The sequence below is a fragment of the Pseudovibrio sp. Alg231-02 genome (genome assembly GCF_900143565.1).
In the GTDB taxonomy this organism is placed as follows: domain Bacteria; phylum Pseudomonadota; class Alphaproteobacteria; order Rhizobiales; family Stappiaceae; genus Pseudovibrio.
The window spans coordinates 449,576-475,488 of sequence record NZ_FREX01000001.1 but is presented as its reverse complement, the minus strand read 5'-3'; the positions used below and the strand labels follow the sequence as shown (position 1 = coordinate 475,488).

Here is a 25,913-nt window from a genome sequence, read left to right as displayed (position 1 = left end):
GCCATGGCGTTGGAACCACAAGAACTGATTATCGTTCGCAGGCGTAACAGCGACATGATCACCGTCCCTAAATCTGGTGTATGGAAGATTGCATATGCCGATTTTGCAACGGCGATGATGGCATTCTTCCTTCTCATGTGGTTGGTCAATGCATCTGATGAGGCTTCTCAGCGCGGTATTGCAAGCTACTTCAATCCGATCAAATTAGTGGACTCTACCGCAAGCCCTAAAGGTATTCGGGACCCTGAAGAAACACCGTCTCCTCTTGAGAGTGAAGAGGGTGTAGACGACGGCAAACCCGTTGGCGCTGGTGGTATCGAAAAGAAAGGCCCTACATCGGGCGGTGGTGCGGACAGGCCGGAACCTGTTTCCGATCGCGAGACTGGTGAGGATTCCAAACTCGCTGGTGCAAACGCGGAAGACGGCGGTGTTAAGCCAATCAATGCCATTAGTCGTGATTATGAGCGTGATGCCCGCTACAGTGAAGCGCAGCTTTTTGACAATCCTTATGCAATCCTTGCTGCACTCGCTGCAGAAGCAGAATCTACTGTCGAGACAGACGGCTCGCCTGGAACAGGTGGTTTAGGCTCGCTCAAGATGGCGAAGACCCCGGTTCTCTTCGCACTTCCGAACCGTGATCCGGATGGGCAAGGTTTGGCTGACGGAACCAGTTTCCGCGATCCGTTCGATCCCTCTGGTTGGCAAGAAGATGAACTGCCAGGAAATGCTCCTTTACTTGCTCAAATTCCGATCCTTCATGAAAAAGAAGAAGGTATTCCGGCGAATGAGTTGACAGTAGAGCAAATCAAAGTCTTGGAAGAAGCTTCCGAACTGGCGCGTGGAGGTAAGAACCTTCCGGCAGTGTCGGGCGAGGCATCCGCTGAGAACTCTGTGATTGTAATTGGCGATGCTCCAGACGGTGAAGGCGAGAGTTTTGCCGAGGGAGAAATTCTGAACCAGCTTGCTAAGAGCCAGGCAGAGGCAGATGGCGAAGATGCTGTGATGACGCGCCTTGTTTTCGCTGAAGTGAAAGCAGGAACAACAGCCGCTGACGATGCTGAGCAGGATGTTCCGACACTGATCGAAGACGCTGAGGAAATTCAGAAAAACGCCAGCATGAAGGTTGATATAAAACAGCCTGATCTTGTTACAGAGCCAGTTGAACCGGCTGATGCCAAGCTTGAAACTATCGCAGTAGTTCCTGCTGCAAAGCCTACTGAGCCATCTCAGAAGTCCGAATCTGGTGATGATGAGGACGACGAAGGCAATAAACAGCTGGTCTCTCTGGCGAACTCCGTTGGTGAAGCGCTTGAAGGAATGAAAACCGGAGCGAGCATTGAATTCACCCACTCTCAAGATGGCGTTCTGATCCGCATCATGGACAATGACGACTTTGGAATGTTCGCCGTCGGGTCCTCTGAGCCTCATCCGGATGTTGTGAAGGCGATGGAACAGATTGCGAAGGTTCTTGAAGAAGAGAACGGTGAGATCGTAATTCGCGGTCATACAGATGCACGGCCATTCAAATCTAAGCGCAATGACAACTGGCGTCTGTCAACGGCTCGTGCCCACATGGCTTATTTCATGCTCACTCGGGGTGGTTTGGATGAAAACCGTATCGTAGGCATTGAAGGCTATGCAGACCGCCGTCTGAAGGATGTTGAAGAGCCATACGCTCCTCAGAACCGCCGTATTGAAATTATGCTGATGAAAGGGAAGGCTTGATGCTGGTTAGCGCTGCAAGAAAAGCTGGAACTTCTCTGCTGAGATCTGGACTACTGACCACTGCGCTGATTTTAGCCGCAAGTCCTGTTGCAATGAATCTTCAGCCAGCATCAGCCCAGATGGTGTCGACAGCGGATCCTGATCTTATGGTTCTGGAGCTGCAGATTCTTCAAGATGAGATCATTAAGGGGAATCTCGAAGCTTACAACTTGCTGCAACCTTCTCTCATTGTGATTGGCCGTCGGTTCCTTCGGCTGGATCCTGAGATTTGGAAGTTGGAGAAAAACTCACGTGCTGCTGTTTCATTTATGCTCAGTGGCGGATCTGGGTCAGTTTTTCAGGAGCTTGCGGTTCAGGGTGTAAAGTTTACAGGTGATCCAAACCTGTTTGCCGGCGCCATGGCCTACTCGCAAGGCAATCGCCAAATGGCGTTGAACTTGTTGTTAAAGGTCGATCCAATAACGCTTCCGGTAGCTGTTGCAGGTCAGGTGGCTCTGGCGCAGGCGATCTTGATTTCCAATAATGACTCGGCAGGCGCACAACGTTATTTTGATCTTGCGCGCTTGATGATGCCTGGGACGCTTGTGGAAGAGAGCGCATTGCGCAGACAAGCGCCAATGGTTGCAGAGCTGGGCGATACAGAAAAGTTCGAGAGACTGTCTCGTCGGTATCTGTTCCAATATAGCTCCTCTGTATTTGCCTCTGAATTTCGGGACACGGTCGCTGATGTGATCAGCGGTTCTGATTACCTGAAGCAAGAAGACGAGTGGGACCGTGTGTTCCAGCTGGTATCAGAGTTTGACGAGGAGTCTCAAAGCATCCTTCTCCTTCGCCTCGCCAAAGCTGCTTTGATAAGTGGGAATACCGCTTTTGCAGTTAAAGGAAGCGCCGCATTTCTTGATCTCAATTCAGATGATGTAGAGCGTGTGAGCGAAGCCAAGCTTTATCTTTCTGCTGCCAAAGCTTCTGGTGAAGAATGGGAACAGGCAATCTCCGGTTTGGTTGAGGTAAAGGCTGCAGATTTAAGTGCGGGTAACCAATTGATCCAGGCTGCTGCAATCGCTATGGCAAATACTATTCGGGAGTGGCCACAACCTGAAACGCCTGCTGCCTCCGAGTATGTCCCTTACGTTCCACACGTTGGGCTGGATGAGAAACTTTATGACACTGAAGTGTTAGTCCCATTTAAAAACGCACTAAACGATGCAGATGAAGCGCTGAAAGAGGCCGAGTTTTGATGAATGCAACTCTTCCCAATGTAGATCGTAGTGCTCCTGTCAAAGACACTGTAGATACTCGTAAAGATTCCGCTCGTTCCGAAAAAGATGACCGTGCGAACGGGTTTGATAAGGTTATCGATAAAGTTCGGGATGACAAAAAGATCCCGGATCGCCGAGATACTTCTAACGAGAAAAAAGATACAAAATCTGCATCAACAGAGAGTAAGTCTGATAAAAGCGATTCTGATGCTTCAGAAGCTCTCAAAGACCTTTTGAAAAAGGCTGGCGCAGGTTCATCTGACGCCGACGGAGCTGACGATACTGTTGCGAAAGGTGAGGCTGAAGCCGCTCAAAAGGTTTCAAGCGCTGCAGAATTGCTTACGGATGAGTTGTTGGCCAAGCAGCTTGTTGTCAATGCAGCAATGACAGCTGAGCAAAAAGCTGGCTTGCAGATGAGTTCAATGACCGGTCTCGCTAATATGACCGGCTCTACCGTCACCAGTCGAGATGGGACGATGGCTCAGGTTCTGAACGCGTTAAGCTCAAAAGAGTTGAAGGCCTTGAACGGCGACGCCGATGCGAAATCAGGTACCGCGAAAACGAGCGGAACTGCTCAGGGGCAGGGTACCTCAGAAGTCGGCAGTCTTAAGTCTGCTAATGCTGGCCCAAAGCTTGAAGGCAGCGGTGCAATCAACTTGCCTCAGGCAGAAGGAAACGCAACCGGAGCTAAGCAGCTATCAGCTGACTTTCTGCTAAAGCAAGGCAAATCGCAACCAGACGCCTCTGTAAACCAAAATGCTGGCAAACCTGCAGTGGGCGGTGAAGTTAAAGTGGTCAGTCTTGAGACGTATCTTCCACCTGCTGAGTTGGGACGTCCTGCGCAACAGGTCGCCAGTGCTTTGTCCAAGCAACTCTCTCAAGCAGCATCCGCAGCAAATACAGCTCAGGAGTTGGCAGCTCAAGCTGCTGATGCAAAAGCGGCAAAGCCTGTTAAATCGCTCGAGATCCAGCTGCGGCCGGACAATCTTGGTGCTGTTCGTGCAAATATCCAAATGCGCGGTGGTGAGTTGGAAATCTCTCTTGTCACGAACACCCGGGAAGCAGCGGATATGCTGAAGGGTGATCGACAGGCATTGGCACGTGTTCTGCAAGATGCTGGGTATCGCACTGAGACACAAAACATCACCGTCAACTTCAAAGAGGAAGTCTCTGATCAAATGCGTCAGCCTGGGCAAAATCAGGAACGGTTCGGTCGGGGAGAGAACTCTGATGGAGATAGCGGTGAAGCTGGGGCTCAGCAAAACTGGGACGACCAACCACATGCGGATCATGCCGGGGTAGGGCAGAATGAAGCGGACGCTCAAGATATTCGCAGCGGCATCTATTTGTAGTCTGATAGCACTCTCTGCGCAGGCGGCTGGAAAGAAGAAGGCCATCCGCCTGTGTGAGCGTCAGATGCAGGAAGCAGCACAGCAATACAACGTGCCGCTTGGGATCCTTTATGCGGTTGGTCTGACTGAGACAGGCCGCAAAAACTCATTACATCCCTATGCTCTCAATATCGCTGGCAAGGCCTACTTCGCCGACAGCGCAACAGAAGCGCTCGCTGCGATAAAAAGATCGCGAAATCGGGGTGTGAAACTGATTGATGTTGGCTGTATGCAGATCAACATTTACTACCATCTCAGTAAGTTCTCCGATCTCCGTGCAATGCTCGATCCTTCGCAAAATGTTGCTTATGCAGCAAGATTTCTCTCTGAGTTGAAGCGGCGTGAGAAGAGCTGGACCATGGCCGTCGCCAGGTACCATGCCGGGCCAAACAACAATCCTGCGCAAAAGCGTTATGTATGCCGCGTGATCAAAAATATCGTCGCGTCTGGCTACGGGCGATGGACGCCGAACTCATTAAAATTTTGTAAATAATTCAACAGGTTTCGGGTCAGGCTCAGACAAGATTAACAAGCTTTACTGCCACGAGTTAATTTTGCAATTGATGTAGCCAGGAGCACACCATGGGCCTCTACGGAATTATGAATACCAGCGTGTCAGGTATGAACGCGCAGTCGAACAAACTCTCAACTGTCGCAGACAATATCTCAAACGCGAACACCGTAGGCTACAAACGCTACAAAACAGCATTCTCTTCCCTTGTTGGTTCTGGTAGTAGCTCTGGCCATGAATCCGGCATCGTGAACACAACCGTTGTTCAGTCCGTCCGTCAACAAGGTGCTTTCAACTTTACCTCCCGCGGTACTGATCTCGCGATCAATGGGAATGGCTTCTTTCAGGTAGAAGACTCTCAGGGCGGTACCTACTTCACGCGTGCTGGTGATTTCGTTCTCGATAAGAACGGTCAGATGGTAAACTCCGGCGGCTACAAACTGCTTTCAGCAGGTGGAACGCCCGTAACCGTTGATCTTAGCACTCCTGTTTGGCAGGCGAGCTCGCAGGGTGAGCTCGGTGTTAACTTGGCCTCTAGTACGCCTACGCCTACTGCACCTCCAGTAACCGGTCTTCCTGATGGCGACTATAAGACGTCGATTACAACGTTTGATCAGAATGGTAATGCGGTAAAGATTGATATTGTCTATACCAAAACAGAGCAGACGCATGTTGATCCAACTGATCCGACAAGTGATGTCGTTAGTTCAAAGTGGATTGTGCAGGCTTCGAACGCCGCTGGCGATGATATATCCGTGCCAGCGCCACCGGCAGCTCCTTTTGAGCTGGAGTTTACAGGTGAAGGTAAGCTTGTCGCGGGCTCTCCCTCAGACTTTAACTTTAAGGTGCCGAACGGTGGGAATGTTACGCTTGATCTAAGTAAGACAGTGACTGCCGGTGAAAAGTTCAGTGTCAATAAAGTGGATGTTGACGGCTATAAGCCATCAACAATTCAAAATATTCGTATTGAATCTGATGGACGCGTGTTTGGCGTGTACGGTAGTAGTGCTGAGAAACTTCTTGATCAGATCCAGATTGTAAACTTTTCTAACCCTGATGGCCTGCAGGCGAAAAGCGGAAACGTTTATGCCGCAACTGATGCTTCTGGTGATCCGGCGGTGGGCTTCCCGGGCGATAATGGTTTCGGCTCTCTCTATTCAGGTGCAGTTGAAGGATCAAACGTTGATCTTGCAGCTGAACTGACGGAGATGGTTCAGGCTCAGCGTACATACAGCGCAAACACAAAAGTGTTTAATGCGAGTTCTGAGTTGCTCCAAGAACTGAACAACCTGCGCTAAGGGCTCTGATATGTCTCTTACCTCTGCAATGCTTACGGCGCAATCTTCCATCGCAGCTCGCTCAGCTGAGATGGCAATTGCGTCCCGCAATGTCGCTAATGTCAATAATCCGAACTACACTCGCGTAGAAGCAAGCGTACAGAACATTGTTACTGATACCGGATCAGTTGTTTATGTTTCTCATGCATCTCGCATGGTCAATCAAGCAGCATTTAAAGCAACCCTGAAGACAGGTAGTGCTGCCATTGCCGCGGGTTCCTACGCTAAACTGCTTGATCAGCTTAACCCGTCAGGACAAGTGCCTTTTGGTACAAGTACTGCGACTGCAATGGGTACGCTGAATGAGACACTTGTTGCTTACAGCAATGATCCGTCAAATAAGGTGCTCGGACTTTCGGTTTTAAATGCTGGTCATAGCCTAGTTGATGGATTGAAGCAGTCTTCTGAGACACTTAAAGAAGCGCGCTTGAACTCTGATGCAGCTATGGGGCGTGCGGTAGACAATATAAATAATATCCTCTCTGATCTTGAGGGTGTTAACGATAAAATCGTTCTAGGCACTGCTGCCGGTACGGACGTCAACGCGTTGATGGATCAACGCGATGAAATGTTAAAGGTTCTCTCTGAAGAAATAGGTATCGAAGTTCTTCAGCAGAACAATAACGGGGTGGCGATCTATACCGACAGTGGCGTCACTCTTTTTGAGAAAAGTGCGCGCGAAGTTACATTCGACACCTCTCTTCATTTAGGGTCTGGAGATGTCGGGAATAATATACTTGTAGATGGTATTTCTGTCGCAGGACCTGGTGCGACTGCCCCAGTCACTGGTGGAGCAATTGCTGGTTATGCCAAAGCGAGAGATGAAACTCTTGTTACGATGCAAACGCAGCTTAATGCCGTCGCGGACGCGTTGGTTGAGACTTTTAGAGAACCGCAGCCTGCTCCGGGTACAAGTGATGGGCCTGGTTTCTTTATCCTTGATGGACCTACCACTGCGGATGCTGTTAGTCGTTTGCAGGTAAACCCATTGGTTGCGGCAGATGTTACCTTGCTTCGTGACGGTGGCATCACGGCTGGTTACGAGCACAATACGGGTGATGCTGCTGGTTATTCAGATCTGCTTCGCGGCTATACAGATAAACTTAATGCTGTGCAGTCTTTTACCGGGGCCACTGGGGTAACTGCTAATTCCACCTTGCAGGATTTTACTGCAAATACGGTGAGTTGGTTTAGTGCTGAGCGCAAGGTCGCGACTGAGAATTCGACGTTGAAGGCCTCTGCGTTTAGTTCAAATGCTCAAATGCTGTCAAATACGACTGGTGTCAACATTGATACTGAGATGCAGCGCCTTCTTACAATTGAAACAGCCTATTCTGCGTCTGCTCGTTTGATGACGACGGTTGACAATATGTTCAAAGAGCTCTTGGGAGCAGTGAGATAAAATGGTCTATTCAGTTTCTACATTGTCGAGTTCTTTGCGTTTAACTGACTATCTCATCGAGCACAGAGCGCAGTTAGATAAAGCGGTAATCGAAAACGCTTCAAAGAAACATGCTGATTTTGGCTTAACCTTAGGTGCACAGACCGGGATGGCAACATCTTTCCGTTCTGAATACTCACAGATGGTAAGCCAGCTGAACACAAATAAGCAGGTCATTACCCGTTTTGAGGTAATGGATACAGCACTGGATAATGTTGAAAAAAGTGCAACGGACTTTCGTTCGAACTTGGTAGCATTGCAGAAAGATGCTGGTACTTTAAAGACTGCTTCGGAACTGGCTTATACAGAACTGGGCAAGTTGACAAATGCCTTAAATTCGAATGTGGGTGGAGTGTATGTATTTGGCGGAATTAATACAGGGACTCCGCCAGTTCGCGATTTCGATTACGTGTCACCAACACCGTCGGCTGCAGACCCCGCAGGTCCTGAACAGGCGATTGAGCAAGCGTTCTTTGCTGTCACAGGGTTAACTATTGGTACTGATACTGCGCTTATTGAGGCGCTGCCTGATGCTTCTTGGGAGGCTTTTTTAGATAGTCCCGAATTCAATAGTATTTTTGATGCTAGTTGGTCGCCGACATGGACTTCCGCAACTACAGAGAAAATGTTGACGACGATCAGTCCTGGGGTCACCACGGACGGTTCAGGTACGGCAAATTCAAAAGCATTTAGTGAATTGGCTAAAGGCTACGCAATGGTAGCAGTTTTCGGAAAATTTGACATTGGAGAAGGAGCTCAGGAGCTCATTTTCGACCGAGCAATCAATCATCTGAATGTAGGTGTTGGTAAGACAATCGATGTTTCGGCTACCAATGGTGCGATTAAGGCTAATGTAACACGCACGAACACTGACATTGAAGCTAAACGAGATGTTTTGAACGCCCGGATCATTGATCTTGAAAACGTCGATGAGAACCGTGCTGCTGTCGAGTTGAGTCAAGCTCAAACTCAGTTAGAGGCAACTTATTCAATTACTGCCAAGATCAAAGATCTAAATATCATGAGATATTTGTAGGTCATTAGAAGAGACGAGTTGAATTTCTCTAGGAGTGTTGAATGTATCAAATGTCTTATGCAGAAGCTCTTGAAGACTCTTCTTATGATCGAAGAGGGCAAGAGCGTGAGTTATTCTCACTTGTAGTTGCACAACTGCAAGCAGCTAAAGATGCTGGAAGTAGCTCTAATGAGGCAGCACAAGCATTAACTTCAGTCCATCGACTGTGGAGTATTCTAATCGACGATCTGGGTAATCCTGAAAACGCGCTTCCTGCCGAGTTAAGGGCCGATCTAATTTCAATCGGAATTTGGTGCGTGAAGCAGGCTGATTTGATCAGGTCGGGAAACTCCGATGATTTTCATAGTCTTATTGAAATCAACGAGCTTGTTCGTGACGGCTTGAGTTGAGCGAGGGAATATCCAATGCGTTTGCACTTAAAAGCGGGTGAGAAGGTCTTCATCAATGGTGCTGTTCTATCATTTGAGCAGAAGACTTCGGTGAAGCTTTTGAATGACGCGAGTTTTCTTCTCGAAGCTTATGTTATGCAGCCAGAAGATACGACGACTCCTCTGCGTCAGTTGTATTTCTATATTCAGACTGCTCTGATTGATCCCAAGACGGAAATGGATAGTCTTCAGCGAGCTCTCTTAATGCTTGCATCTATCCATATGGCTATTGAAAATACTGAACTTCTTGAGGGGCTTGCGACTGTTGAAGCTCAGATCAAAAAGAAACGCTATTTTGACGCACTTCGCACGCTGAAGAAGCTTTTTGAGATCGAGATGGCGATCTGGTCCGAAAAGCAAGATGATGATCAGCCCGAAACAGTTGTTATGCCGTTCGCGCGTGCAGTTGGCGAGAATTAAAGGACAAAAACATGAGTGTTGATCCAGTATCTTCTGCAAATACTACTCAAAACAATGAACCTGTCTTCAAACCACAGGGCAGTGAGCAAGCTTACTTAGATTACAATGCGTTTCTAATGCTGTTCATGGAGTCTCTTAAGAGCCAGGATCCGACAGATCCGTTGGATACTGCTGAGTATATGGGCCAGTTGGCGCAGTTCTCCGCTGTGGAGCAGTCCACTAAAACGAACACGCATCTGACATCCATGCTTCAGCAGAACTCCATCAATCAGGCCAATAATCTGATCGGTGCGACAGTTGAGGTGCCTAATGCGGATGGTACGGAAACCATGACTGGTAAAATCAAGTCCGTTCAGATCCTTACAGATGGCTCGATTGCAACTCTGGAAGATGGGACAAAAGTGGCTCTGGTGCCTGGTATTCAGATTTCTCGTCCTGCACCTGCTGCGACGACTGACACTGACACCCCTGCTGATACCGACACTCCTGACGAGTCTGATGCTACATCTTAATGGTGAAGTGAGATCATAAAGCAATGAATGAGGCAGATGCACTCGATATTGTGCGTACCGCAATTTGGACTGTGATTACAGCAACTGGTCCCGCCGTTGGTGGGGCCATGTTTGTTGGTTTGATTATCGCTCTGTTTCAAGCGCTCACACAAATTCAGGAAATGACACTTACGTTCATTCCGAAGATTGTTGTGATCTTTATTTTGATTGCCATGACTGGCCCGTATATCGGCTCCCAGATATTCTCGTTGACCGAGATGGTCTACGGACGCATCGAATACGGGTTTTAAACCTGCTTTTTCAGGTTTGCCGCAATAAGCAAGGAGGGGATAGCTCACGCTGATTTCCCTCCAGACCACCCTCACACAAGCTTCCTTCTCCAATGTTTCGGCCTAAGTAGCGCAGTATGCTTATACCGAATTGAAGGGTGCGAATGTCTCAGACAGTGACGGGAATTGCTGCTCCAAACAGCAAACGTGATATTGGATTTGCAGTCGGAATTATCTTCATTCTGTCTGTGCTATTTCTTCCCATGCCAACGTTTATGATCGATTTCGGCCTTGCAATATCAGTTGCATTATCGGTTTTGATCCTGATGGTTTCGCTCTGGATCCAGCGTCCCTTAGAGTTTTCCTCATTTCCGACCATTCTATTGATCGCGACCATGCTTCGGCTTGCGCTGAACATTGCGACAACGCGCGTTATTCTGGCAAACGGCCATGAAGGACCGCTCGCCGCTGGGTATGTGATCAACGGCTTTTCTCAGTTTGTCATGAGCGGTGATTTTGTCATCGGCCTCATCGTCTTTGCGATCCTTGTAACGGTGAACTTTTTGGTGATCACCAAAGGTGCAAGTCGTATCGCGGAAGTTGGTGCACGTTTTACCCTTGATGGTATTCCCGGCAAGCAGATGGCTATTGATGCCGATCTGTCTGCTGGTATGATTGATGACAAGGAAGCGCAGCACAGACGTGCAGAGCTGGAAGAGGAAAGCTCCTTCTTTGGTGCTATGGACGGCGCCTCGAAGTTCGTGCGCGGTGATGCTGTCGCTGGATTGATCATCACCGTTGTGAATATTTTGGGTGGCATCGTTATTGGCGTTACGCGCTACAACATGGACTTAGCTGAGGCTGCCGACGTTTTCACTAAACTGTCTGTTGGTGATGGTCTTGTTTCACAGATTCCGGCGCTGATCGTTTCTCTTGCAGCAGGTCTTCTTGTCTCGAAAGGTGGGACCAGAGGGTCAGCTGAGCAAGCTGTAATGGGGCAGCTGGCTGGATATCCGCGCGCGCTCGCTGTCGCGTCACTGCTGCTTTTATTACTGTCGCTGCTTCCGGGGCTTCCATTCCTGCCGTTTGTTTTCTTGAGTGGTGTGTTTGGGTTTTCTGCCTACGTTATTCCCAAAAAGGCAGCGGAAGCCAAGGCGGAGCTCGCGAAAGCCGAGCTGCAAAAAGTTGAGATGCAGAAGGAAGTCAAGAAAGAGTCCGTGAAGGACAGTCTTGAACTTTCTGAAATTGAGATGCGTCTTGGCAAGCAGCTCACAGCCCGTCTTTTGGCAGCAAAGCCTGAAATTGGAAACCGCATCAACAAGATGCGTAAGAAGTTTGCTGAGCAATATGGATTTGTGGTTCCGGAGATCAAGGTTACGGATAACCTCAATCTAGAGCCGAAGAGTTACGAGTTCCGTATCCACGGTACGATTGTCGCTTCTGAGAACATCAAAGTTGGTGAACTGATGGTGATCGGTGGCAATCGGGAGCTGCCAGCTCTTCCGGGAACCGAAACCCGCGAACCTGCGTTTGGTATGCAGGCTATGTGGATCCCGACCGCTTTTGAGCATGAAGTAAAACGTCAAGGTTATACGACCGTCGATAACCTTTCAGTTGTGCTGACACATTTGTCTGAAGTGATCAGAAATAACCTCTCGCAGCTTCTCTCCTATAAAGATATGCGTAAGCTCTTAGATCGCCTTGATCCAGCTTACACACGCCTGATTGATGATATCTGCCCGCAACATATCTCATACTCTGGCTTGCAGGCCGTGCTTAAGCTGCTGCTTGCAGAGCGTATCTCCATTCGAAATCTGTCATTGATCATGGAAGCGATTGCGGAGATCGCACCTCATGCACGCAGACCTGAGCAAATTGCTGATCACGTGCGCATTCGCATGGCGACACAAATTTGTGGTGATATTGCCGGAGATGGAAGCCTGAAAGTGCTCCGCCTGGGGAACCGCTGGGACCTTGCATTTCATCAGGCACTTCGCCGCGACGCAAATGGTGAAGTCATTGAGTTCGATATGGAGCCTTCACAGGTTGAAGAATTCGCAAAAGACAGTGCGGAAGTTATTCGCGAGCATATCTCTTCAGGTCAGCGATTTGCTGTCGTCGTTGCTCCGGAAGCACGTCAGTACGTGCGCATGATCACCGAGCGTATGTTCCCCGCACTGCCAATTCTCTCTCATATGGAAGTGGCCCGCGGTGTTGATATCGAGGCATTGGGATCAATTTCGTGACCTTGGAAAATGCTCCTGAGGCAATCCTAAGCGTCTTCGTGGTCTTTTGCCGCGTCGGAGCATGCCTCATGGCCATGCCGGGTTTTTCGTCGCCACGTGTGATGATCCGTGTTCGTTTGTTTATAGCAATATCTGCAACCCTGGCGATCTCTCCTCTCATATTGGAGGTGGTTGAGCCAATCATCTCTGCTGCGTCTCTAGATGAGCTGCTACGCATCATTTTTGTTGAGCTGTTGATCGGTCTGTTGATCGCAGCATTCGGACGAGCCTTCTTCGGAATGCTTCAGATGATGATTGGCGCGGCTGCAAACGCTTCCAGCTTCAACCAGCCTGTCACTATTGTCGAAGAATTTCAGCAACTGCCACCATTGGCATCTTTGGTTACGCTCACTGCAACTGCCATGTTGTTTATCACTGGCGCGCACGCTGATGTCTTTGTTGGACTTGCTGAGAGCTATCGGACAATTCCGGTGGGGGGAGAGTTTGTTCCCGCAGCGGCGTTAGATCAGTTCTCAACCAAGCTGATGCAGGGTCTGTTGCTTGCATTACGCATCACAAGTCCGTTTTTGATCTATGGCGTTGTAATTAACCTGACTCTGGGCCTCACAAACAGACTCATGCCTCAGATGCCAGTCTATTTTGTTGCGCTACCTGTTGTTATGATGGGAGGGCTTTTCATCCTCTGGCAGATCATAACTGAGCTGTTGCGTCTTTTCTATGCAGGGCTCGGCGACTGGTTGGTATTGCAGTAAAGTCATGGATAAAGCACGCATCACACGCCTCCGGCGCATTTTGAAGGTTCAGGAACAAAAAGAGCAGATGATCAAGTACGACATCGCGGTTCTTGATAGCGAAATTCAAAGGTGCGACGAAGAGAGCGAGGGGTTGGTCAGCCACTGGGGACGTCATGAAGGGGAGTTGCGTGAAGTGATGAACCAAGCGATCTCCAGGCGTCTGGAGACCAACAATCGAAGCAAGTCTCTGAAGGAAAAGCACAAGGGCGAGTTGCTCGGCAAGTTGCTTGATCAGAAGAGGCAGACCTCCATGACTGAAAAGCATCATGGCAAAGCTCTGGTGTCTTATCACCGGACGGAAGAGAAAAAGCAGCTTCAAGAAATCGCAGAGCTACAGGCAGCGCCCAAGAAGGTCAGGCCCAGATAAGTCTGAGAAATTAGGGTCTTTCCAATTATATATGCCCTTCTTTTGACTAGTGGGAGTGCTCATGGCCATTCAGCCTGTCAGCGATCTTGTTCTGGACGTAATAAATCAAGCCGACCCTTTTGAGGTCAGAGCTGCCACGCGCTCTCTTAAAGCTCCCACCGTCGTTTCAAAGGATTTGCCCGTCTCTGAGCCATCATGGGCCTCAAGCAGCTTCTCCAGATTTATGGCGGAAGCTGACAATGCATCCGGCACGGCTCAGGCAAGAGGGCAAGAGGGCGTTGAGAGCTTAAAATCAATGGCCAACCGCTATTCCAAGAAGCTTGAGACGTCTGATCTCGGTGAGAAGCTGGAAAGTGCTGTCTTGCAGACCTTCGTAAAATCCATGCTGCCAAAGGAGACTGAAAACGTCTATGGCGGCGGGACAGCAGGCACCATGTGGAAAGGTTTGATGGCGGAGCAGCTCGCAAACCAACTCGCCAAAACAGGTTCTCTTGGTCTGGCAGAAATGCTCCTGCCAGATACCATTCGTCCAACTCTCCCAAAGCAAGAGGCATAAATGTCTGAGATGATCGACAGTGAGCACAAGGAACTGGTTTTACATGACGAAAAACCAGTGGTTCAGGATACTGGGCAGCTTGATGACACCGACGCTTACATCTTGCCGGAAGACTACATTGCTCTTTCAAAAAGTATCGGACGTGTAGACAAGCTGCTGTCGACTGAAAATGAAGCTCTTATCGGCAAGGGTGACATTGATCTTGAAGAGAGCGCCTATCTCAAAGGCCGCGCGATGCTTGATCTTGATATGGCGGGCAAGGCAGTTGGCCCTGAAAATTTGCCAAGCGAGATCGTTGTCCGGCTTCAGGAACTTCAGGAAAAGCTTGCAGTTAATATGAAGCTGCTGTCGACCCAGCTTAATGCTGTCAAAGAAGTATCTGGTCTTCTGTCACAAGTGATGAAGGATCATGACTCTGATGGCACCTATGAATCTCTGGTTGGAAGCTGGTAAAAACGTATGTTGAAAGTTCTCGTAACCGGAGTTTGGATCTGTCTCGTCACCGTCGGTGCAGCCTACTTTACAGCTCTGTACAAGACCGACTTTGATCCGATGCTGCAAAAGAATGCGCATTTGGAAGGACTGGATTATCAAAGCACACCGACCATCAACGTTCCGGTGCTCGAAGATGGCAAGATCCACGGTTATATTGTGGCGCAGTTTGTGTTCACGGTTGATAGTGAACTGCTTGCAAAGCTGGCGGTTCCACCTCATGCGTTCATCGTCGATGAAGCTTTCCGTATCATTTACAGCAAGGCTGACAAAGAGTTCGCCCAGCTAAAAAAATCTGACCTGAAGGAGTTGACCGACGAGGTCCGTGACCGCGTCAACGAACGCTTCGCGACAGATATCGTGCAGGACGTCCTCATTCAGGACTTTACATTCCATGTGCCTGCGAGTTTGAGGGACAACATTGTTGAAAATGCTGCCAAACAGGCAGCGGCTTCATAGTGTATCGACGACGATGATTATCTAGATGAATTGCCAGTATAAAATTTTGCACCGAGCCGTTGGAGTGGTCGACGTACAGGACGAGGGGCGTGATATCAGAGCAAACGCTGTGGTCGTCATGAGACCTGGAGCTGCTCCTCCCTCCTACGAGATCCTTTACGCTCCTATTAAGCTCTCTCAGATGTCTGCGGGGATGGTTACGGGAATGACACCTCACGGTGAGGTGCGTTTGCGGCTCTCAGGCATTTACGGTGCAAAGCGACCGGTAATTCAAACAGATCAACCATACTTGGTTCTGCTCGGGGCAAGCGGGCGTAACGCCCGGATCGATACCTTTAAAATGCCAAAAACTGAACAATAAAAAAGCGGAGCACAGGCTCCGCTTTTTGCTTGAGATCTCTGAACCTAGGCGTTGTCGCCAGTCTTTTCAGCTTGCTTGACTGCAAAGTTGGTCAGGTGGTCCATCATCTCGACAGCTGCCGCTTCTGCCTTCTCTGCATCGTTGTTTGCCAAAGCTTCAGCAAGCTTATGATGGCGAATAGCAGAATCTTCGAGCTTTTCAGCACCGCGGAAAGCACTCCAGGCCCGGCGGCTCATAGTCTGTAGCGGAGCCACAGCGCGAGCTGTAAACGGGTTCCGAGAGACGGCACAGAGCACTTCATCAAAAACCTTATCTGCACGCAGGTAGCCCTTCACATCGCCTGCACGGGCCTGCGCAAGGATTTCTTCAGCACACTGGTGCAGAGCTTCGCGCTCTTCTGCGGTCGCACGCTTCACAGCGGAAGCGACGAGGAGCTGCTCCAAAGGCTTTCTGGTTTCCAGAACCAGAACGTACTCGGAAGTCTCAATCTCAGAAACAAACAGGCCTTTGCGCGGGCGAATAACGATCAGCCCTTCGGTTGAAAGGCGTTTGATGGCCTCGCGCACTGGAGTCCGGCCGATGCCGGTCCGTTCGCAAAGGTCACCTTCAGTCAGCGCCATGCCAGGCGCAAGGTCAAGGTTGACGATCAGCTCTTCAATCAGACGATAAGCTTTATCGGCAAGGCTCTCCTTTTTATGGGTCGCCAGTATCTGCTCAATAGCCATTGGGTTTCTTTCTCATCCAGGCTTTTTTGTTCTCAGGTGCTGTTCAAAAAAGGACAGCAGTGGCAGCCCTTATAGGCGGCGGAACAGAAAATTGTATTGTTCACTCTCGTAACGTTGAGTGATCCACGAAAAAAGGGCCTGCGTTCAAGCACAGCAGACCTGTCATCTCTTAATATCAGGTTTCCCCTTACCTGAGTATACCTATCTTTGCTGATGTTCAGCAGGAAAATAGTTTCCTCTTAGTATAGGAAAAGCCTGTTTGCTCAGTAATGTGGAGGTTTCTGGTTCGCAGGTGTTTGTTCAACCAGATCCTGAATATCAAGCAGGTGGTCCTTCATCTGTCCCATTGCTGAGACGAGTCGGTCAAGAACCTGTGCCTGATTGGAGACCACATCATTGAGTGTTTCGATCGTTTCGTTCTGGTGTGCGATATGCATTTCCAGTTCGTCGACCCGTTCCTCAAGACTCTTACTCATAACTTATCCTAGAGCGTATCTCCTTGAAGAGCCAATCGGTTCGCAAAAGAGGATACGCATACAAATAACTGAAATGACCTAAGCCAAAGGCAAGTTGCTTCAGTAGGCGTCGTAGGGGCAGGGGTCTTCCAAAACCTCAAACTTGTCAAGTCTGGGGAATGCGGCAGCGCAATAAAAATTCAAAAACACGCAGGATACGGATGTTCTATGGCATCTCTTGTGGGTTTATCCCGTTCTTTTTTACAAGGCGCTATCGATATCTCGCAATATTACCTATCTGGCTAATTGCAATTTGTGTTGATTTCTGATGGTTATCCTATAGGTAAAGATTAGGAAGAAAACGAGAAGCCGTAAACGCAATGACAATTTGGTGATATAGTGTCGCCGTTATGGTAATGCTTTACGGCGACGTTAGGTAACGTCAATCAAGTTCTTCAATGTTAGGGGGATGCATGTCTGAGAGAAGAGAAGAAACGCTGAACCCTCTCGCGGAAGCGGAAAAAGAAACGGGTCACGCCGATCAGGAACTTTTTGGAATTGGCGATCTGGCTGAAGAGTTTGAGATCTCTACCCGATCCATTCGGTTTTATGAGAGTAAAGGTCTGATCTCACCTCAGCGTGTCAATGGTGTGCGTATCTATAACCGCAAAGACAGAGCGCGCCTGGCGTTGATCTTGCGCGGTAAAGCGATTGGTTCCTCTCTCTCCGAGATCAAACACTTCCTGGACCTTTATGGTCAGCACGGGGAAGGGCACCGCCAGCAGCTTGAGTACCTTGGTTCTAGAACCGGGGAAGTGCTGAAGGAGCTAAGCGCGAGAAAAGAAGCGCTGGAAGTCACGATCTCCGAAATCCAGTCCATACATGACGAATGTATGGCTAAGCTTTCAGAAGAATAAAAACACTCCAAAACCAGTTGGATAACAGGCTTGTGTGACACGCAATACGCGTATCTGCAGGCCTGAACTCGTATAAGCTCCTGATAGTATTGTGTAAAAACTGTTTAAATAATCAAGTTCGATTCTAAAGTATAATTACGACGCCGCAAATATGTGGTAAGAATACCTATGTAATTTCAGGTAAGTAAGAAGGAATAAAACAACCTGAGGATGCAGTTCTAGGTAGTCGTACCGATTAGACAGTGCTTCTGAAATTTTTAATTATTTCCGAAGTCAGAAACGAAACTTAATGTTCTAAAATCGACCATCGAAGAATTAATCGCATATGATTGTGCGATGTCGTTGATTTGGTTTGAGCTATGAGTGGGTAATCTCGTCGCGGAATTACGTGCAAGCCGAAATCGAAAAACCTGAAGAATGTATCTCGCAGGGAAACCGCGTCATGCATCTTTATGTGGAGAAGACGGCCTTCCATCCTTCCGTTGCCGGAATAGTCTCTCAAAGCCAAAATCCCTGAATAAACTGCAGCAATAAGCAGTGTTGAAGAACAACTGGAACAAGCAATAAAACGGAATGAGAATACCAATGTCCTTGAAAAAAAGCCTCTTGCTTGGTGGTAGCCTGTTCGCAGCAGCAGTTGTGGCTGGCCCTGTAATGGCAAAAACTCTCGTGTACTGTTCTGAAGGATCTCCGGAAGGCTTTACACCGTCTCTGTACACCGCAGGCACCACATTTGATGCAAGCTCGCGTCAGATCTACAACAAGCTGGTGGAGTTCAAGCCTGGCACAACCGAAGTTGCTCCGGCACTGGCTGAAAGCTGGGAAGTTTCTGAGGATGGCAAGGAATACACCTTCCACCTTCGCAAGGGTGTAAAATTCCACGACACAAAGTGGTTCACACCAACCCGTGATTTCAATGCCGATGACGTGATCTTCTCATTCGACCGTCAGGGCAACAAGGAAAACCCATATCATAACGTGTCTGGCGGTACCTACGAGTACTTTAACGCCATGGACATGCCTGACCTGATCGACAGTATTGAAAAGATTGACGACTACACTGTCAAATTCAAGCTGACCCGTCCAGAAGCACCAATGATTGCGAACCTGGCGATGGACTTCGCCTCCATCCAGTCTGCTGAATACGCAGACGCAATGGTGAACAGCAAGGACACATTTGATCAGAAGCCAGTTGGTACCGGTCCTTTCCAGCTCGTTGGCTACCAGAAAGACGCTCTGATCCGCTATAAAGCAAACCCTGATTACTGGAATGGCAAAGCGCCACTCGACAATCTGGTCTTTGCAATCACACCAGATGCATCTGTGCGCTATCAAAAGCTTGCTGCAGGTGAATGTCAGGTGATGGCATATCCAAACCCGGCTGACCTGGATGCAATGTCCAAAGATCCAAACGTCACCCTTCTGCAGCAAGAAGGTCTGAATGTTGGCTACATGGCCTACAACACCCAGCAGGCACCGTTTGATAATCCAAAAGTGCGTAAAGCGCTGAACATGGCTATCAACAAGCAGGCTATTCTGGACGCAGTATTCCAGGGCGTCGGTCAGATCGCGAAAAACCCGATCCCGCCGACAATGTGGTCCTACAACAACGAAATCGTTGATGACCCATATGATCCGGCAGCAGCAAAAGCGGCTTTGGAAGCAGAAGGCGTCAAAGATCTGACAATGAAGATCTGGGCGATGCCTGTACAGCGTCCATACAACCCAAATGCGCGTCGTATGGCTGAAATCCTTCAGGCTGACTTTGCGAAAATCGGTGTTAAAGTCGAGATCGTCAGCTACGAGTGGGGTGAGTACCTTAAACGTTCTTCTGACATCAATCGTGACGGTGCAGTTCTGCTGGGTTGGACTGGTGACAATGGTGATCCGGACAACTTCCTTGCAGTGCTGATGTCTTGCGATGCAGTGGGCGGTTCCAACCGTGCACAGTGGTGTAATGATGAATTTAATGATCTTGTTGTACAAGCCAAACAGGTATCTGACGTAGATGAACGCACAAGACTTTATGAGGAAGCTCAGGTAGTATTCAAACGTGAGGCGCCTTGGGCAACTATTGCGCACTCTCTTGTCTCTGAGCCGATCAGTGTTCGTGTTGAAAACTACAAGATTGATCCGTTTGGTGGCCATTACTTCTATGGCGTAGATCTGAAGTAGAAATAATTTTCCGCTGGACAATTTGTATCCCGGCGATGTATTCGCCGGGATACTTTTTTGGAAAAGTCTTCCATACCGCAAGTGGTGGCTTGCGGATAAACAATCCTCTGATTGGTGTGACTGAAGTATGCTTCGTCTCATATTAAAAAAACTGGGTTTGCTCATCCCGACCTTTATCGGGGTTACTCTGACCTCGTTCTTCTTCATTCGCCTGCTGCCAGGCGATCCAATTCTGCTCTTGGCTGGCGAACGCGGTGTAAGCCCTGAGCGCTATCAAGAACTTATGGTGCAGTTCGGCTACAATGAACCGATCTGGCAACAGTATTTCACTTACTTGGGCAATTTGGTTCAAGGCGATCTTGGTGTATCTATTGTCACAAAACAGCCTGTTCTTCAGGAGTTTATGACGCTCTTCCCGGCAACGGTTGAGCTTGGCCTCTGTGCAATTCTGTTTGCAATCGTCGTCGGGCTTCCTGCTGGTATTATCGCAGCTGTAAAGCGCGGTAAGGCACTGGACCACACTGTTATGACAACAGCGTTGGCCGGTTATTCCATGCCAATCTTCTGGTGGGGCCTGCTGCTGATCATCTTCTTCTCCGGCATTTTGGGGTGGACACCTGTTTCAGGTCGTATCTCTCTGTTGTACTGGATTGAGCCTGTTACAGGCTTCATGTTGATCGACACATTGCTCTCAGATGAGCCTGGTGCATTCACCTCGGCTGTAAGCCATCTGATTCTCCCAACCATCGTTCTGGGCACTATTCCACTGGCAGTTATTGCGCGTCAGACGCGCTCTGCCATGTTGGAAGTTCTGGATGAAGATTATGTGCGTACTGCACGTGCAAAGGGCCTCTCCAACTTCCGTGTGGTCGGCATTCATGCTCTGCGGAATGCGCTCATTCCGGTCATCACCATTATTGGTTTGCAGATCGGCGTGCTGTTTGGCGGCGCAATCCTGACTGAGAGCATCTTCTCCTGGCCGGGAATCGGCAAGTGGATGGTTGATAGTATTTTCCGTCGTGACTACCCGGTTGTGCAGGGCGGTCTTTTGATGATTGCTGCAATCGTCATGATCGTGAACCTGATTGTGGACCTGATGTACGGTCTGGTTAATCCGAAAATTCGGCATACGGAGTAAATCATGGCTGACGTGACACAAAATTCCGGACCGGATACCCGGTTTGAACTTATCGTCAATTTCTGGAGACATTTCCGCACCAACAAAGGGGCTGTTGCGGGTCTGTTCTTCTTCCTGACGCTTGTTGTGATTGCTGTGGGAGCAGCTTTTATTGCACCTCATTCACCAATCGAACAGTATCGCGATGCGCTGCTCCTGCCACCAGCATGGCAGGAAGGTGGGAGCTGGTCCTACGTTCTTGGCACAGACGCTGTGGGTCGTGACCTGCTGTCTCGCCTGATTTACGGCAGCCAGTTCTCGCTCTTCATTGGTGTGGTGGTTGTATCTGTTGCGCTTGTTGTTGGTGTGTGTCTCGGTCTGGTGGCCGGTACGTTTGGTGGTTGGGTTGATACCATCATCATGCGTATCATGGACATCATTCTGGCATTCCCGTCCTTGCTGCTGGCCTTGGTGCTTGTTGCTATTCTCGGCCCATCGCTCCTCAACGCGATGATCGCGATCGCGATCGTGCAGCAGCCATACTATGTGCGTCTCACCCGAGCATCAGTGATGTCCGAAATGAGCCGTGAGTATGTGATGGCCGCGCGTGTTTCCGGTGTTGGTACTCTGCGTTTGATGTTCGTGACTGTGCTGCCAAACTGTATGGCTCCACTCATCGTGCAGGCAGCGCTTTCCTTCTCCACCGCGATCCTTGATGCAGCGGCTCTGGGCTTCCTCGGTATGGGTGCTCAGCCACCTCAGCCGGAATGGGGCACAATGCTTGCAGAATCTCGCGAGTTCATCCTGCGTGCGCCATGGGTTGTCACTTTCCCGGGTATTGCGATTTTAACCACAGTGCTGGCAATCAACTTGATCGGTGATGGCCTGCGTGACGCTCTCGATCCTAAACTGAAGAGGAGCTGACGATGGCCCTTCTTGAAATTGAAAACCTAACGGTTGAATTCGACACGGTTGATGGACGTTTCCGGGCTCTGGATGGCGTGAGCTATTCCGTTGACGCAGGTGAAGTTCTTGCTGTTGTGGGTGAAAGTGGATCTGGTAAATCTGTAGCCATGTTGGCTGTTATGGGCCTGCTGGCCAACAACGGTCATCTGTGGGCGGACAAGCTGGAGTTTGAAGGCTATGACCTTCTGACCATGTCTGCAAAAAAGCGCCGCGAGATCATTGGTAAAGACATTTCCATGATCTTCCAGGAGCCAATTGCAAGCTTGAACCCATGCTTCACTGTGGGTGCTCAGATTGATGAGACCCTCAAAGAGCACACCACGATGAGCCGCGGTGAACGCAAAACCCGTGCGATTGAGCTGCTCGACTCCGTCGGGATGCCTGAATCTGCGAAGGCGCTGAAAAAGTACCCACACCAGATGTCTGGTGGTCAGTGTCAGCGTGTGATGATTGCCATGGCAATTGCGTGTAAGCCGAAGCTGCTGATCGCTGATGAGCCAACAACTGCGCTCGACGTGACCATTCAAAAGCAGATCCTCGATCTGCTCCTTGATCTGCAGAAAGAAAGCGGCATGGGCCTGATCATGATCACTCATGATATGGCAGTGGTTGCTGAAACGGCTGACCGTGTGGTGGTTCAGTACAAAGGCAAAAAGATGGAAGAGTCAGATGTTCTCTCACTCTTTGAAAGCCCAAAGAACCCGTACACCAAGGCTCTGCTTTCCGCGCTTCCTGAAAACGCAACAGGTGATCGTTTGCCAACGGTCTCTGATTTTCACCTCGGCGATGAAGGAGCTGCATAATGGCTGACGATATCATCCTCGAAGCGCGCAATCTGGTTCGCGAATATCGCACCAAAGAAGGCATCTTCGGAAAAGAGCATGTCAACCGTGCTCTGAAGGGCATCAGCTTTAGTCTGGAACGCGGCAAAACGCTTGCAGTGGTGGGAGAATCTGGCTGCGGAAAGTCTACACTGGCGCGTATCCTGACCTTGATCGATCCGGCAACCGCAGGGGAGCTTCTCATCGAGGGCAACCCGATCGACATCTCAAAGGAAAAGCTGTCCAAGGACATGCGCTCCAAGGTGCAGATCGTGTTCCAGAACCCGTATGGGTCTTTGAACCCGCGCCAGCGTGTTGGTGACGTTCTGACTGAACCTTTGATGATCAACACCACCATGTCTCCAGCTGAGCGCCGCGACAAGGCGATGGAAATGCTGGTCAAGGTCGGTCTTGGTCCTGAGCATTTCAACCGCTATCCGCACATGTTCTCTGGTGGTCAGCGTCAGCGTATTGCGATTGGTCGTGCACTGGTTCTCAACCCGTCACTCCTCATTCTTGATGAGCCTGTTTCAGCGTTGGATCTGTCCGTTCAGGCTCAGATCCTGAACTTGCTGGCAGATTTGCAGGATGAGTTCAACCTGACTTACCTGTTCATTTCCCACGATTTGTCTGTGGTACGCTACATCGCGGACAAGGTCATGGTGATGTATTATGGCGAAGTGGTTGAGTACGGCACGCGCGACGAAGTGTTTGGAAATCCTCAGCATGAGTATACCCAGACACTGTTCAACGCGACGCCTCAGGCAGACATCGCTCACATCAAAGCGCGGCTTGCTGCTTCTCACTAAGCTGATTGTGTAGTTTGAAAAATAAAAGGGCGGTTCCCATCGGGGAGCCGCCCTTTGTCATTTCATTAACGATTTTCCCAATTCAGTGCAATGTTGAAACAATTTCTTTGAAAAATGCGCAATTAAGAGGAGATTTTACCGAGAATTACGTATAAGGTACTCCCGTTTGCAGCTGTTGCATATGGGGTGTGCTGGGGAGGACACGATGCAGCGGAGGAGGGCTTATTTTGTGCTCTATCCGCGCTATTTCTTCCTGAAATCATTCTGAACATGACTTCTTCTTTGAGAAGAGGTTCGTAGGCTTGAGGTGAGCCTGCGGTGTGGCGCTGCAAAATCCTATGAGAAGAACTGCATCAAGCAGCTTCGATAAATGATCAAAGGCCTTGGCTTTTGCATTCACTTTAGGTGATTGGGGACACGAGAAATGAAAAAATCAATTCTTATGGGCAGTGTGTTGGCTGCAACAATGGCGTTTGCTGCACCAAGCATGGCCAAAACACTGGTATACTGCTCAGAAGGTTCTCCTGAGGGCTTCACACCAGCGCTCTACACAGCAGGCACAACATTTGATGCGTCTTCCCGCCAGATCTTCAACAAACTGGTTGAATTTGAGCGCGGCACAACAAGCATCGCTCCGGCACTGGCTGAAAGCTGGGACGTATCTGAAGATGGTAAGGAATACACCTTCAAGCTGCGTAAGGGCGTAAAATTCCACACCACCAAAGACTTCACTCCAACGCGTGATTTCAACGCGGACGACGTGATCTTCTCCTTCGACCGTCAGGGCAACAAAGAAAACCCATACTTCGGCGTTTCCGGCGGTAACTACGAATACTTCAACGCAATGTCCATGCCTGATCTCATCAAAGAGATCGTGAAGGTAGACGACTACACTGTGAAGTTCGTTCTGACCCGTCCAGAAGCTCCAATGATCGCAAACCTTGCGATGGATTTTGCTTCCATTCACTCTGCTGAATACGCAGAGAAGATGATGGACAATCAGGATGCATTCGATCAGAACCCTGTTGGCACCGGCCCATTCCAGCTGGTTGGTTATCAGAAAGATGCGTTGATCCGCTATAAAGCAAACCCGGATTACTGGGCTGGCAAAGCACCAATCGACAATCTGGTATTCGCGATCACTCCTGATGCATCCGTGCGCTATCAGAAGCTGAAAGCTGGCGAATGTCACGTAATGCCTTATCCAAACCCAGCTGACATTGCAGCAATGAAGGATGATCCATCGATCAACCTCATGCAGCAGGAAGGCCTGAACGTTGGTTACCTGGCATACAACACTCAGCAGGCTCCTTACGACAATCCAAAGGTGCGTAAAGCGCTGAACATGGCTGTCAACAAGCAGGCTATTTTGGGTGCAGTGTTCCAGGGTGCTGGTAAAGTTGCTTCCAACCCAATTCCACCGACCATCTGGTCTTACAATGCAGACCTTCAGGATGATAAATATGATCCGGTTGCTGCAAAAGCTGCTCTGGAAGCAGAAGGCGTTAAAGATCTTAAGATGAAGATCTGGGCGATGCCTGTTCAGCGTCCATACAACCCGAACGCACGTCGTATGGCTGAAGTTATTCAGGGCGACTTCGCGAAGGTTGGTGTTGACGTTGAGATCGTTTCCTACGAGTGGGGTGAATACCTGAAGCGCTCTAAAGAGCTGGACCGTGACGGTGCTGTTCTTCTAGGCTGGACTGGTGACAATGGTGACCCGGACAACTTCCTCGCAGTTCTTCTCGGCTGTGACGGCGTTGGTGGTTCCAACCGCGCTCAGTGGTGTAACGCTGAGTTTGAAGACCTGATCCAGAAAGCAAAAGTAACTGCAGACGTTGCTGAGCGTACCAAGCTCTATGAGCAGGCACAGGTGGTCTTCAAGCGTGAAGCTCCATGGGCAACCATCGCTCACTCTGTTGTTTCTGAGCCAGTTTCTGTGAAGGTTGAAAACTACAAGATCGATCCATTCGGTGGTCACATCTTCTACGGCGTTGACCTCAAGTAATTCAGAGTTCTCTCTGGAATACGAAAAGCCCCGGCCATGTGCCGGGGCTTTTTTTGTATGCGGGTGTGTCAAAAACTTATCCCCCTGGTTCAAAACCATGCCCATACTAAGCGCATGCCTACGTAACGGGCTGCTGGCGGAGCGACCGTCAGTGTGTCGTAGGCTGGGTTGGGCTGTTGGAAGACGTAACGCACCTTTCAGTGGTCCGGTGAACCGAACTTCAAACGTGACCGCATGGTTTGAGGGGAAGGACCCAGGAATATAGGGTATCACGCGGTGACGGATGCAGATGTACCGGTGGGAAATCCACTTTTGC

27 protein-coding genes are annotated in these 25,913 nt (G+C 49.5%); 25 read left to right on the top strand and 2 right to left on the bottom strand.

Annotation, left to right across the window (positions count from 1 at the left end; translation table 11 throughout):
* Positions 1-3: 3 nt before the first annotated feature.
* The 18 genes from DHN43_RS01865 (at position 4) to DHN43_RS01780 (ending at position 15,604) form a co-directional block, all read left to right on the top strand.
* The gene (locus tag DHN43_RS01865; RefSeq protein WP_108817546.1) at positions 4-1,725 is read left to right on the top strand and encodes a flagellar motor protein MotB; all 1,722 of its coding nucleotides are present in this window, start codon (positions 4-6) and stop codon (positions 1,723-1,725) included.
* A complete protein-coding gene (locus tag DHN43_RS01860) occupies positions 1,725-2,963 on the top strand; it encodes a hypothetical protein (RefSeq protein WP_108817545.1) in 1,239 nt (412 codons plus the stop codon). The genes DHN43_RS01865 and DHN43_RS01860 overlap by 1 nt, the downstream gene beginning before the upstream one ends.
* Positions 2,963-4,336, top strand: a complete 1,374-nt coding sequence (locus DHN43_RS01855; protein ID WP_108817544.1) for a flagellar hook-length control protein FliK — start codon at positions 2,963-2,965, stop codon at positions 4,334-4,336. The genes DHN43_RS01860 and DHN43_RS01855 overlap by 1 nt, the downstream gene beginning before the upstream one ends.
* A complete protein-coding gene (locus tag DHN43_RS01850; RefSeq protein WP_108817543.1) occupies positions 4,293-4,868 on the top strand; it encodes a transglycosylase SLT domain-containing protein in 576 nt (191 codons plus the stop codon). Before DHN43_RS01855 ends, DHN43_RS01850 begins: the two co-directional genes overlap by 44 nt.
* A gap of 89 nt (positions 4,869-4,957) precedes the next feature.
* Positions 4,958-6,184, top strand: coding sequence for a flagellar hook protein FlgE (locus DHN43_RS01845; RefSeq protein WP_108817542.1), 1,227 nt, complete (start codon positions 4,958-4,960; stop codon positions 6,182-6,184).
* 10 nt (positions 6,185-6,194) lie between these two features.
* Positions 6,195-7,625, top strand: coding sequence for a flagellar hook-associated protein FlgK (gene flgK / locus DHN43_RS01840; RefSeq protein ID WP_108817541.1), 1,431 nt, complete (start codon positions 6,195-6,197; stop codon positions 7,623-7,625).
* 1 nt (position 7,626) lies between these two features.
* A complete protein-coding gene (locus DHN43_RS01835; protein ID WP_063303769.1) occupies positions 7,627-8,700 on the top strand; it encodes a flagellin N-terminal helical domain-containing protein in 1,074 nt (357 codons plus the stop codon).
* Positions 8,701-8,741: 41 nt separating this feature from the next.
* Positions 8,742-9,089: a flagellar biosynthesis regulator FlaF gene (gene flaF / locus DHN43_RS01830; RefSeq protein ID WP_108817540.1), complete on the top strand. Its 348-nt coding sequence runs from the start codon at positions 8,742-8,744 to the stop codon at positions 9,087-9,089.
* A gap of 15 nt (positions 9,090-9,104) precedes the next feature.
* Entirely contained in the window at positions 9,105-9,548 is a 444-nt protein-coding gene (gene flbT, locus DHN43_RS01825) for a flagellar biosynthesis repressor FlbT (protein WP_108817539.1), read from the top strand.
* Between the two features lie 11 nt (positions 9,549-9,559).
* A complete protein-coding gene (gene flgD / locus DHN43_RS01820; protein WP_208985674.1) occupies positions 9,560-10,060 on the top strand; it encodes a flagellar hook assembly protein FlgD in 501 nt (166 codons plus the stop codon).
* Between the two features lie 23 nt (positions 10,061-10,083).
* Complete coding sequence (fliQ, locus tag DHN43_RS01815) at positions 10,084-10,350, top strand: flagellar biosynthesis protein FliQ (protein WP_063288348.1); 267 nt, start codon at positions 10,084-10,086, stop codon at positions 10,348-10,350.
* Between the two features lie 143 nt (positions 10,351-10,493).
* Positions 10,494-12,575 (top strand): flagellar biosynthesis protein FlhA, encoded by a 2,082-nt coding sequence (flhA, locus tag DHN43_RS01810; RefSeq protein WP_108817538.1) that lies wholly within the window; start codon positions 10,494-10,496, stop codon positions 12,573-12,575.
* Positions 12,572-13,327, top strand: a complete 756-nt coding sequence (locus DHN43_RS01805) for a flagellar biosynthetic protein FliR (protein ID WP_208994788.1) — start codon at positions 12,572-12,574, stop codon at positions 13,325-13,327. Before flhA ends, DHN43_RS01805 begins: the two co-directional genes overlap by 4 nt.
* A 4-nt stretch (positions 13,328-13,331) precedes the next feature.
* Positions 13,332-13,736, top strand: coding sequence for a hypothetical protein (locus tag DHN43_RS01800; RefSeq protein WP_108817537.1), 405 nt, complete (start codon positions 13,332-13,334; stop codon positions 13,734-13,736).
* 61 nt (positions 13,737-13,797) lie between these two features.
* Positions 13,798-14,292 carry a rod-binding protein gene (locus tag DHN43_RS01795; protein WP_108817536.1) on the top strand — a complete coding sequence of 165 codons (495 nt, stop codon included), beginning with the start codon at positions 13,798-13,800 and terminating at the stop codon, positions 14,290-14,292.
* Positions 14,293-14,745 (top strand): hypothetical protein, encoded by a 453-nt coding sequence (locus DHN43_RS01790; protein ID WP_063293137.1) that lies wholly within the window; start codon positions 14,293-14,295, stop codon positions 14,743-14,745.
* Between the two features lie 6 nt (positions 14,746-14,751).
* Positions 14,752-15,243 (top strand): flagellar basal body-associated FliL family protein, encoded by a 492-nt coding sequence (locus DHN43_RS01785; RefSeq protein ID WP_057466040.1) that lies wholly within the window; start codon positions 14,752-14,754, stop codon positions 15,241-15,243.
* Positions 15,244-15,307: 64 nt separating this feature from the next.
* A complete protein-coding gene (locus tag DHN43_RS01780) occupies positions 15,308-15,604 on the top strand; it encodes a hypothetical protein (protein ID WP_208980746.1) in 297 nt (98 codons plus the stop codon).
* A gap of 44 nt (positions 15,605-15,648) precedes the next feature.
* On the opposite strand, the gene DHN43_RS01775 is transcribed toward DHN43_RS01780, so the two are convergent.
* The gene (locus DHN43_RS01775; protein ID WP_063288353.1) at positions 15,649-16,329 is read right to left on the bottom strand and encodes a GntR family transcriptional regulator; all 681 of its coding nucleotides are present in this window, start codon (positions 16,327-16,329) and stop codon (positions 15,649-15,651) included.
* 263 nt (positions 16,330-16,592) lie between these two features.
* Positions 16,593-16,805: a SlyX family protein gene (locus DHN43_RS01770; RefSeq protein ID WP_057466042.1), complete on the bottom strand. Its 213-nt coding sequence runs from the start codon at positions 16,803-16,805 to the stop codon at positions 16,593-16,595.
* 452 nt (positions 16,806-17,257) lie between these two features.
* Here DHN43_RS01770 and DHN43_RS01765 point away from each other — a divergent pair, with 452 nt between their 5' ends.
* The 7 genes from DHN43_RS01765 (at position 17,258) to DHN43_RS01735 (ending at position 25,597) form a co-directional block, all read left to right on the top strand.
* Complete coding sequence (locus DHN43_RS01765; protein WP_057466043.1) at positions 17,258-17,701, top strand: MerR family transcriptional regulator; 444 nt, start codon at positions 17,258-17,260, stop codon at positions 17,699-17,701.
* A 585-nt stretch (positions 17,702-18,286) separates the two neighbouring features.
* Positions 18,287-19,876 carry an ABC transporter substrate-binding protein gene (locus tag DHN43_RS01760; protein WP_275078088.1) on the top strand — a complete coding sequence of 530 codons (1,590 nt, stop codon included), beginning with the start codon at positions 18,287-18,289 and terminating at the stop codon, positions 19,874-19,876.
* 127 nt (positions 19,877-20,003) lie between these two features.
* A complete protein-coding gene (locus tag DHN43_RS01755; protein ID WP_057466044.1) occupies positions 20,004-21,014 on the top strand; it encodes an ABC transporter permease subunit in 1,011 nt (336 codons plus the stop codon).
* 3 nt (positions 21,015-21,017) lie between these two features.
* Positions 21,018-21,917 (top strand): ABC transporter permease subunit, encoded by a 900-nt coding sequence (locus DHN43_RS01750; RefSeq protein WP_108817535.1) that lies wholly within the window; start codon positions 21,018-21,020, stop codon positions 21,915-21,917.
* Between the two features lie 2 nt (positions 21,918-21,919).
* Positions 21,920-22,762: an ABC transporter ATP-binding protein gene (locus tag DHN43_RS01745; RefSeq protein WP_063293134.1), complete on the top strand. Its 843-nt coding sequence runs from the start codon at positions 21,920-21,922 to the stop codon at positions 22,760-22,762.
* Positions 22,762-23,589 (top strand): ABC transporter ATP-binding protein, encoded by an 828-nt coding sequence (locus tag DHN43_RS01740; RefSeq protein ID WP_063303775.1) that lies wholly within the window; start codon positions 22,762-22,764, stop codon positions 23,587-23,589. The genes DHN43_RS01745 and DHN43_RS01740 overlap by 1 nt, the downstream gene beginning before the upstream one ends.
* Before the next feature lie 424 nt (positions 23,590-24,013).
* Positions 24,014-25,597 carry an ABC transporter substrate-binding protein gene (locus DHN43_RS01735; RefSeq protein ID WP_108817534.1) on the top strand — a complete coding sequence of 528 codons (1,584 nt, stop codon included), beginning with the start codon at positions 24,014-24,016 and terminating at the stop codon, positions 25,595-25,597.
* Positions 25,598-25,913: the final 316 nt, after the last annotated feature.

Bases quoted from the DNA above. Each gene is read 5' to 3' on its own strand.
- DHN43_RS01865 (WP_108817546.1), top strand. From the start codon at position 4: ATGGCGTTGGAACCACAAGAACTGATTATCGTTCGCAGGCGTAACAGC.
- DHN43_RS01860 (WP_108817545.1), top strand. From the start codon at position 1,725: ATGCTGGTTAGCGCTGCAAGAAAAGCTGGAACTTCTCTGCTGAGATCT.
- DHN43_RS01855 (WP_108817544.1), top strand. From the start codon at position 2,963: ATGAATGCAACTCTTCCCAATGTAGATCGTAGTGCTCCTGTCAAAGAC.
- DHN43_RS01850 (WP_108817543.1), top strand. From the start codon at position 4,293: ATGAAGCGGACGCTCAAGATATTCGCAGCGGCATCTATTTGTAGTCTG.
- DHN43_RS01845 (WP_108817542.1), top strand. From the start codon at position 4,958: ATGGGCCTCTACGGAATTATGAATACCAGCGTGTCAGGTATGAACGCG.
- flgK (WP_108817541.1), top strand. From the start codon at position 6,195: ATGTCTCTTACCTCTGCAATGCTTACGGCGCAATCTTCCATCGCAGCT.
- DHN43_RS01835 (WP_063303769.1), top strand. From the start codon at position 7,627: ATGGTCTATTCAGTTTCTACATTGTCGAGTTCTTTGCGTTTAACTGAC.
- flaF (WP_108817540.1), top strand. From the start codon at position 8,742: ATGTATCAAATGTCTTATGCAGAAGCTCTTGAAGACTCTTCTTATGAT.
- flbT (WP_108817539.1), top strand. From the start codon at position 9,105: ATGCGTTTGCACTTAAAAGCGGGTGAGAAGGTCTTCATCAATGGTGCT.
- flgD (WP_208985674.1), top strand. From the start codon at position 9,560: ATGAGTGTTGATCCAGTATCTTCTGCAAATACTACTCAAAACAATGAA.
- fliQ (WP_063288348.1), top strand. From the start codon at position 10,084: ATGAATGAGGCAGATGCACTCGATATTGTGCGTACCGCAATTTGGACT.
- flhA (WP_108817538.1), top strand. From the start codon at position 10,494: ATGTCTCAGACAGTGACGGGAATTGCTGCTCCAAACAGCAAACGTGAT.
- DHN43_RS01800 (WP_108817537.1), top strand. From the start codon at position 13,332: ATGGATAAAGCACGCATCACACGCCTCCGGCGCATTTTGAAGGTTCAG.
- DHN43_RS01795 (WP_108817536.1), top strand. From the start codon at position 13,798: ATGGCCATTCAGCCTGTCAGCGATCTTGTTCTGGACGTAATAAATCAA.
- DHN43_RS01790 (WP_063293137.1), top strand. From the start codon at position 14,293: ATGTCTGAGATGATCGACAGTGAGCACAAGGAACTGGTTTTACATGAC.
- DHN43_RS01785 (WP_057466040.1), top strand. From the start codon at position 14,752: ATGTTGAAAGTTCTCGTAACCGGAGTTTGGATCTGTCTCGTCACCGTC.
- DHN43_RS01775 (WP_063288353.1), bottom strand. From the start codon at position 16,329: ATGGCTATTGAGCAGATACTGGCGACCCATAAAAAGGAGAGCCTTGCC.
- DHN43_RS01770 (WP_057466042.1), bottom strand. From the start codon at position 16,805: ATGAGTAAGAGTCTTGAGGAACGGGTCGACGAACTGGAAATGCATATC.
- DHN43_RS01765 (WP_057466043.1), top strand. From the start codon at position 17,258: ATGTCTGAGAGAAGAGAAGAAACGCTGAACCCTCTCGCGGAAGCGGAA.
- DHN43_RS01760 (WP_275078088.1), top strand. From the start codon at position 18,287: ATGTCCTTGAAAAAAAGCCTCTTGCTTGGTGGTAGCCTGTTCGCAGCA.
- DHN43_RS01755 (WP_057466044.1), top strand. From the start codon at position 20,004: ATGCTTCGTCTCATATTAAAAAAACTGGGTTTGCTCATCCCGACCTTT.
- DHN43_RS01750 (WP_108817535.1), top strand. From the start codon at position 21,018: ATGGCTGACGTGACACAAAATTCCGGACCGGATACCCGGTTTGAACTT.
- DHN43_RS01745 (WP_063293134.1), top strand. From the start codon at position 21,920: ATGGCCCTTCTTGAAATTGAAAACCTAACGGTTGAATTCGACACGGTT.
- DHN43_RS01740 (WP_063303775.1), top strand. From the start codon at position 22,762: ATGGCTGACGATATCATCCTCGAAGCGCGCAATCTGGTTCGCGAATAT.
- DHN43_RS01735 (WP_108817534.1), top strand. From the start codon at position 24,014: ATGAAAAAATCAATTCTTATGGGCAGTGTGTTGGCTGCAACAATGGCG.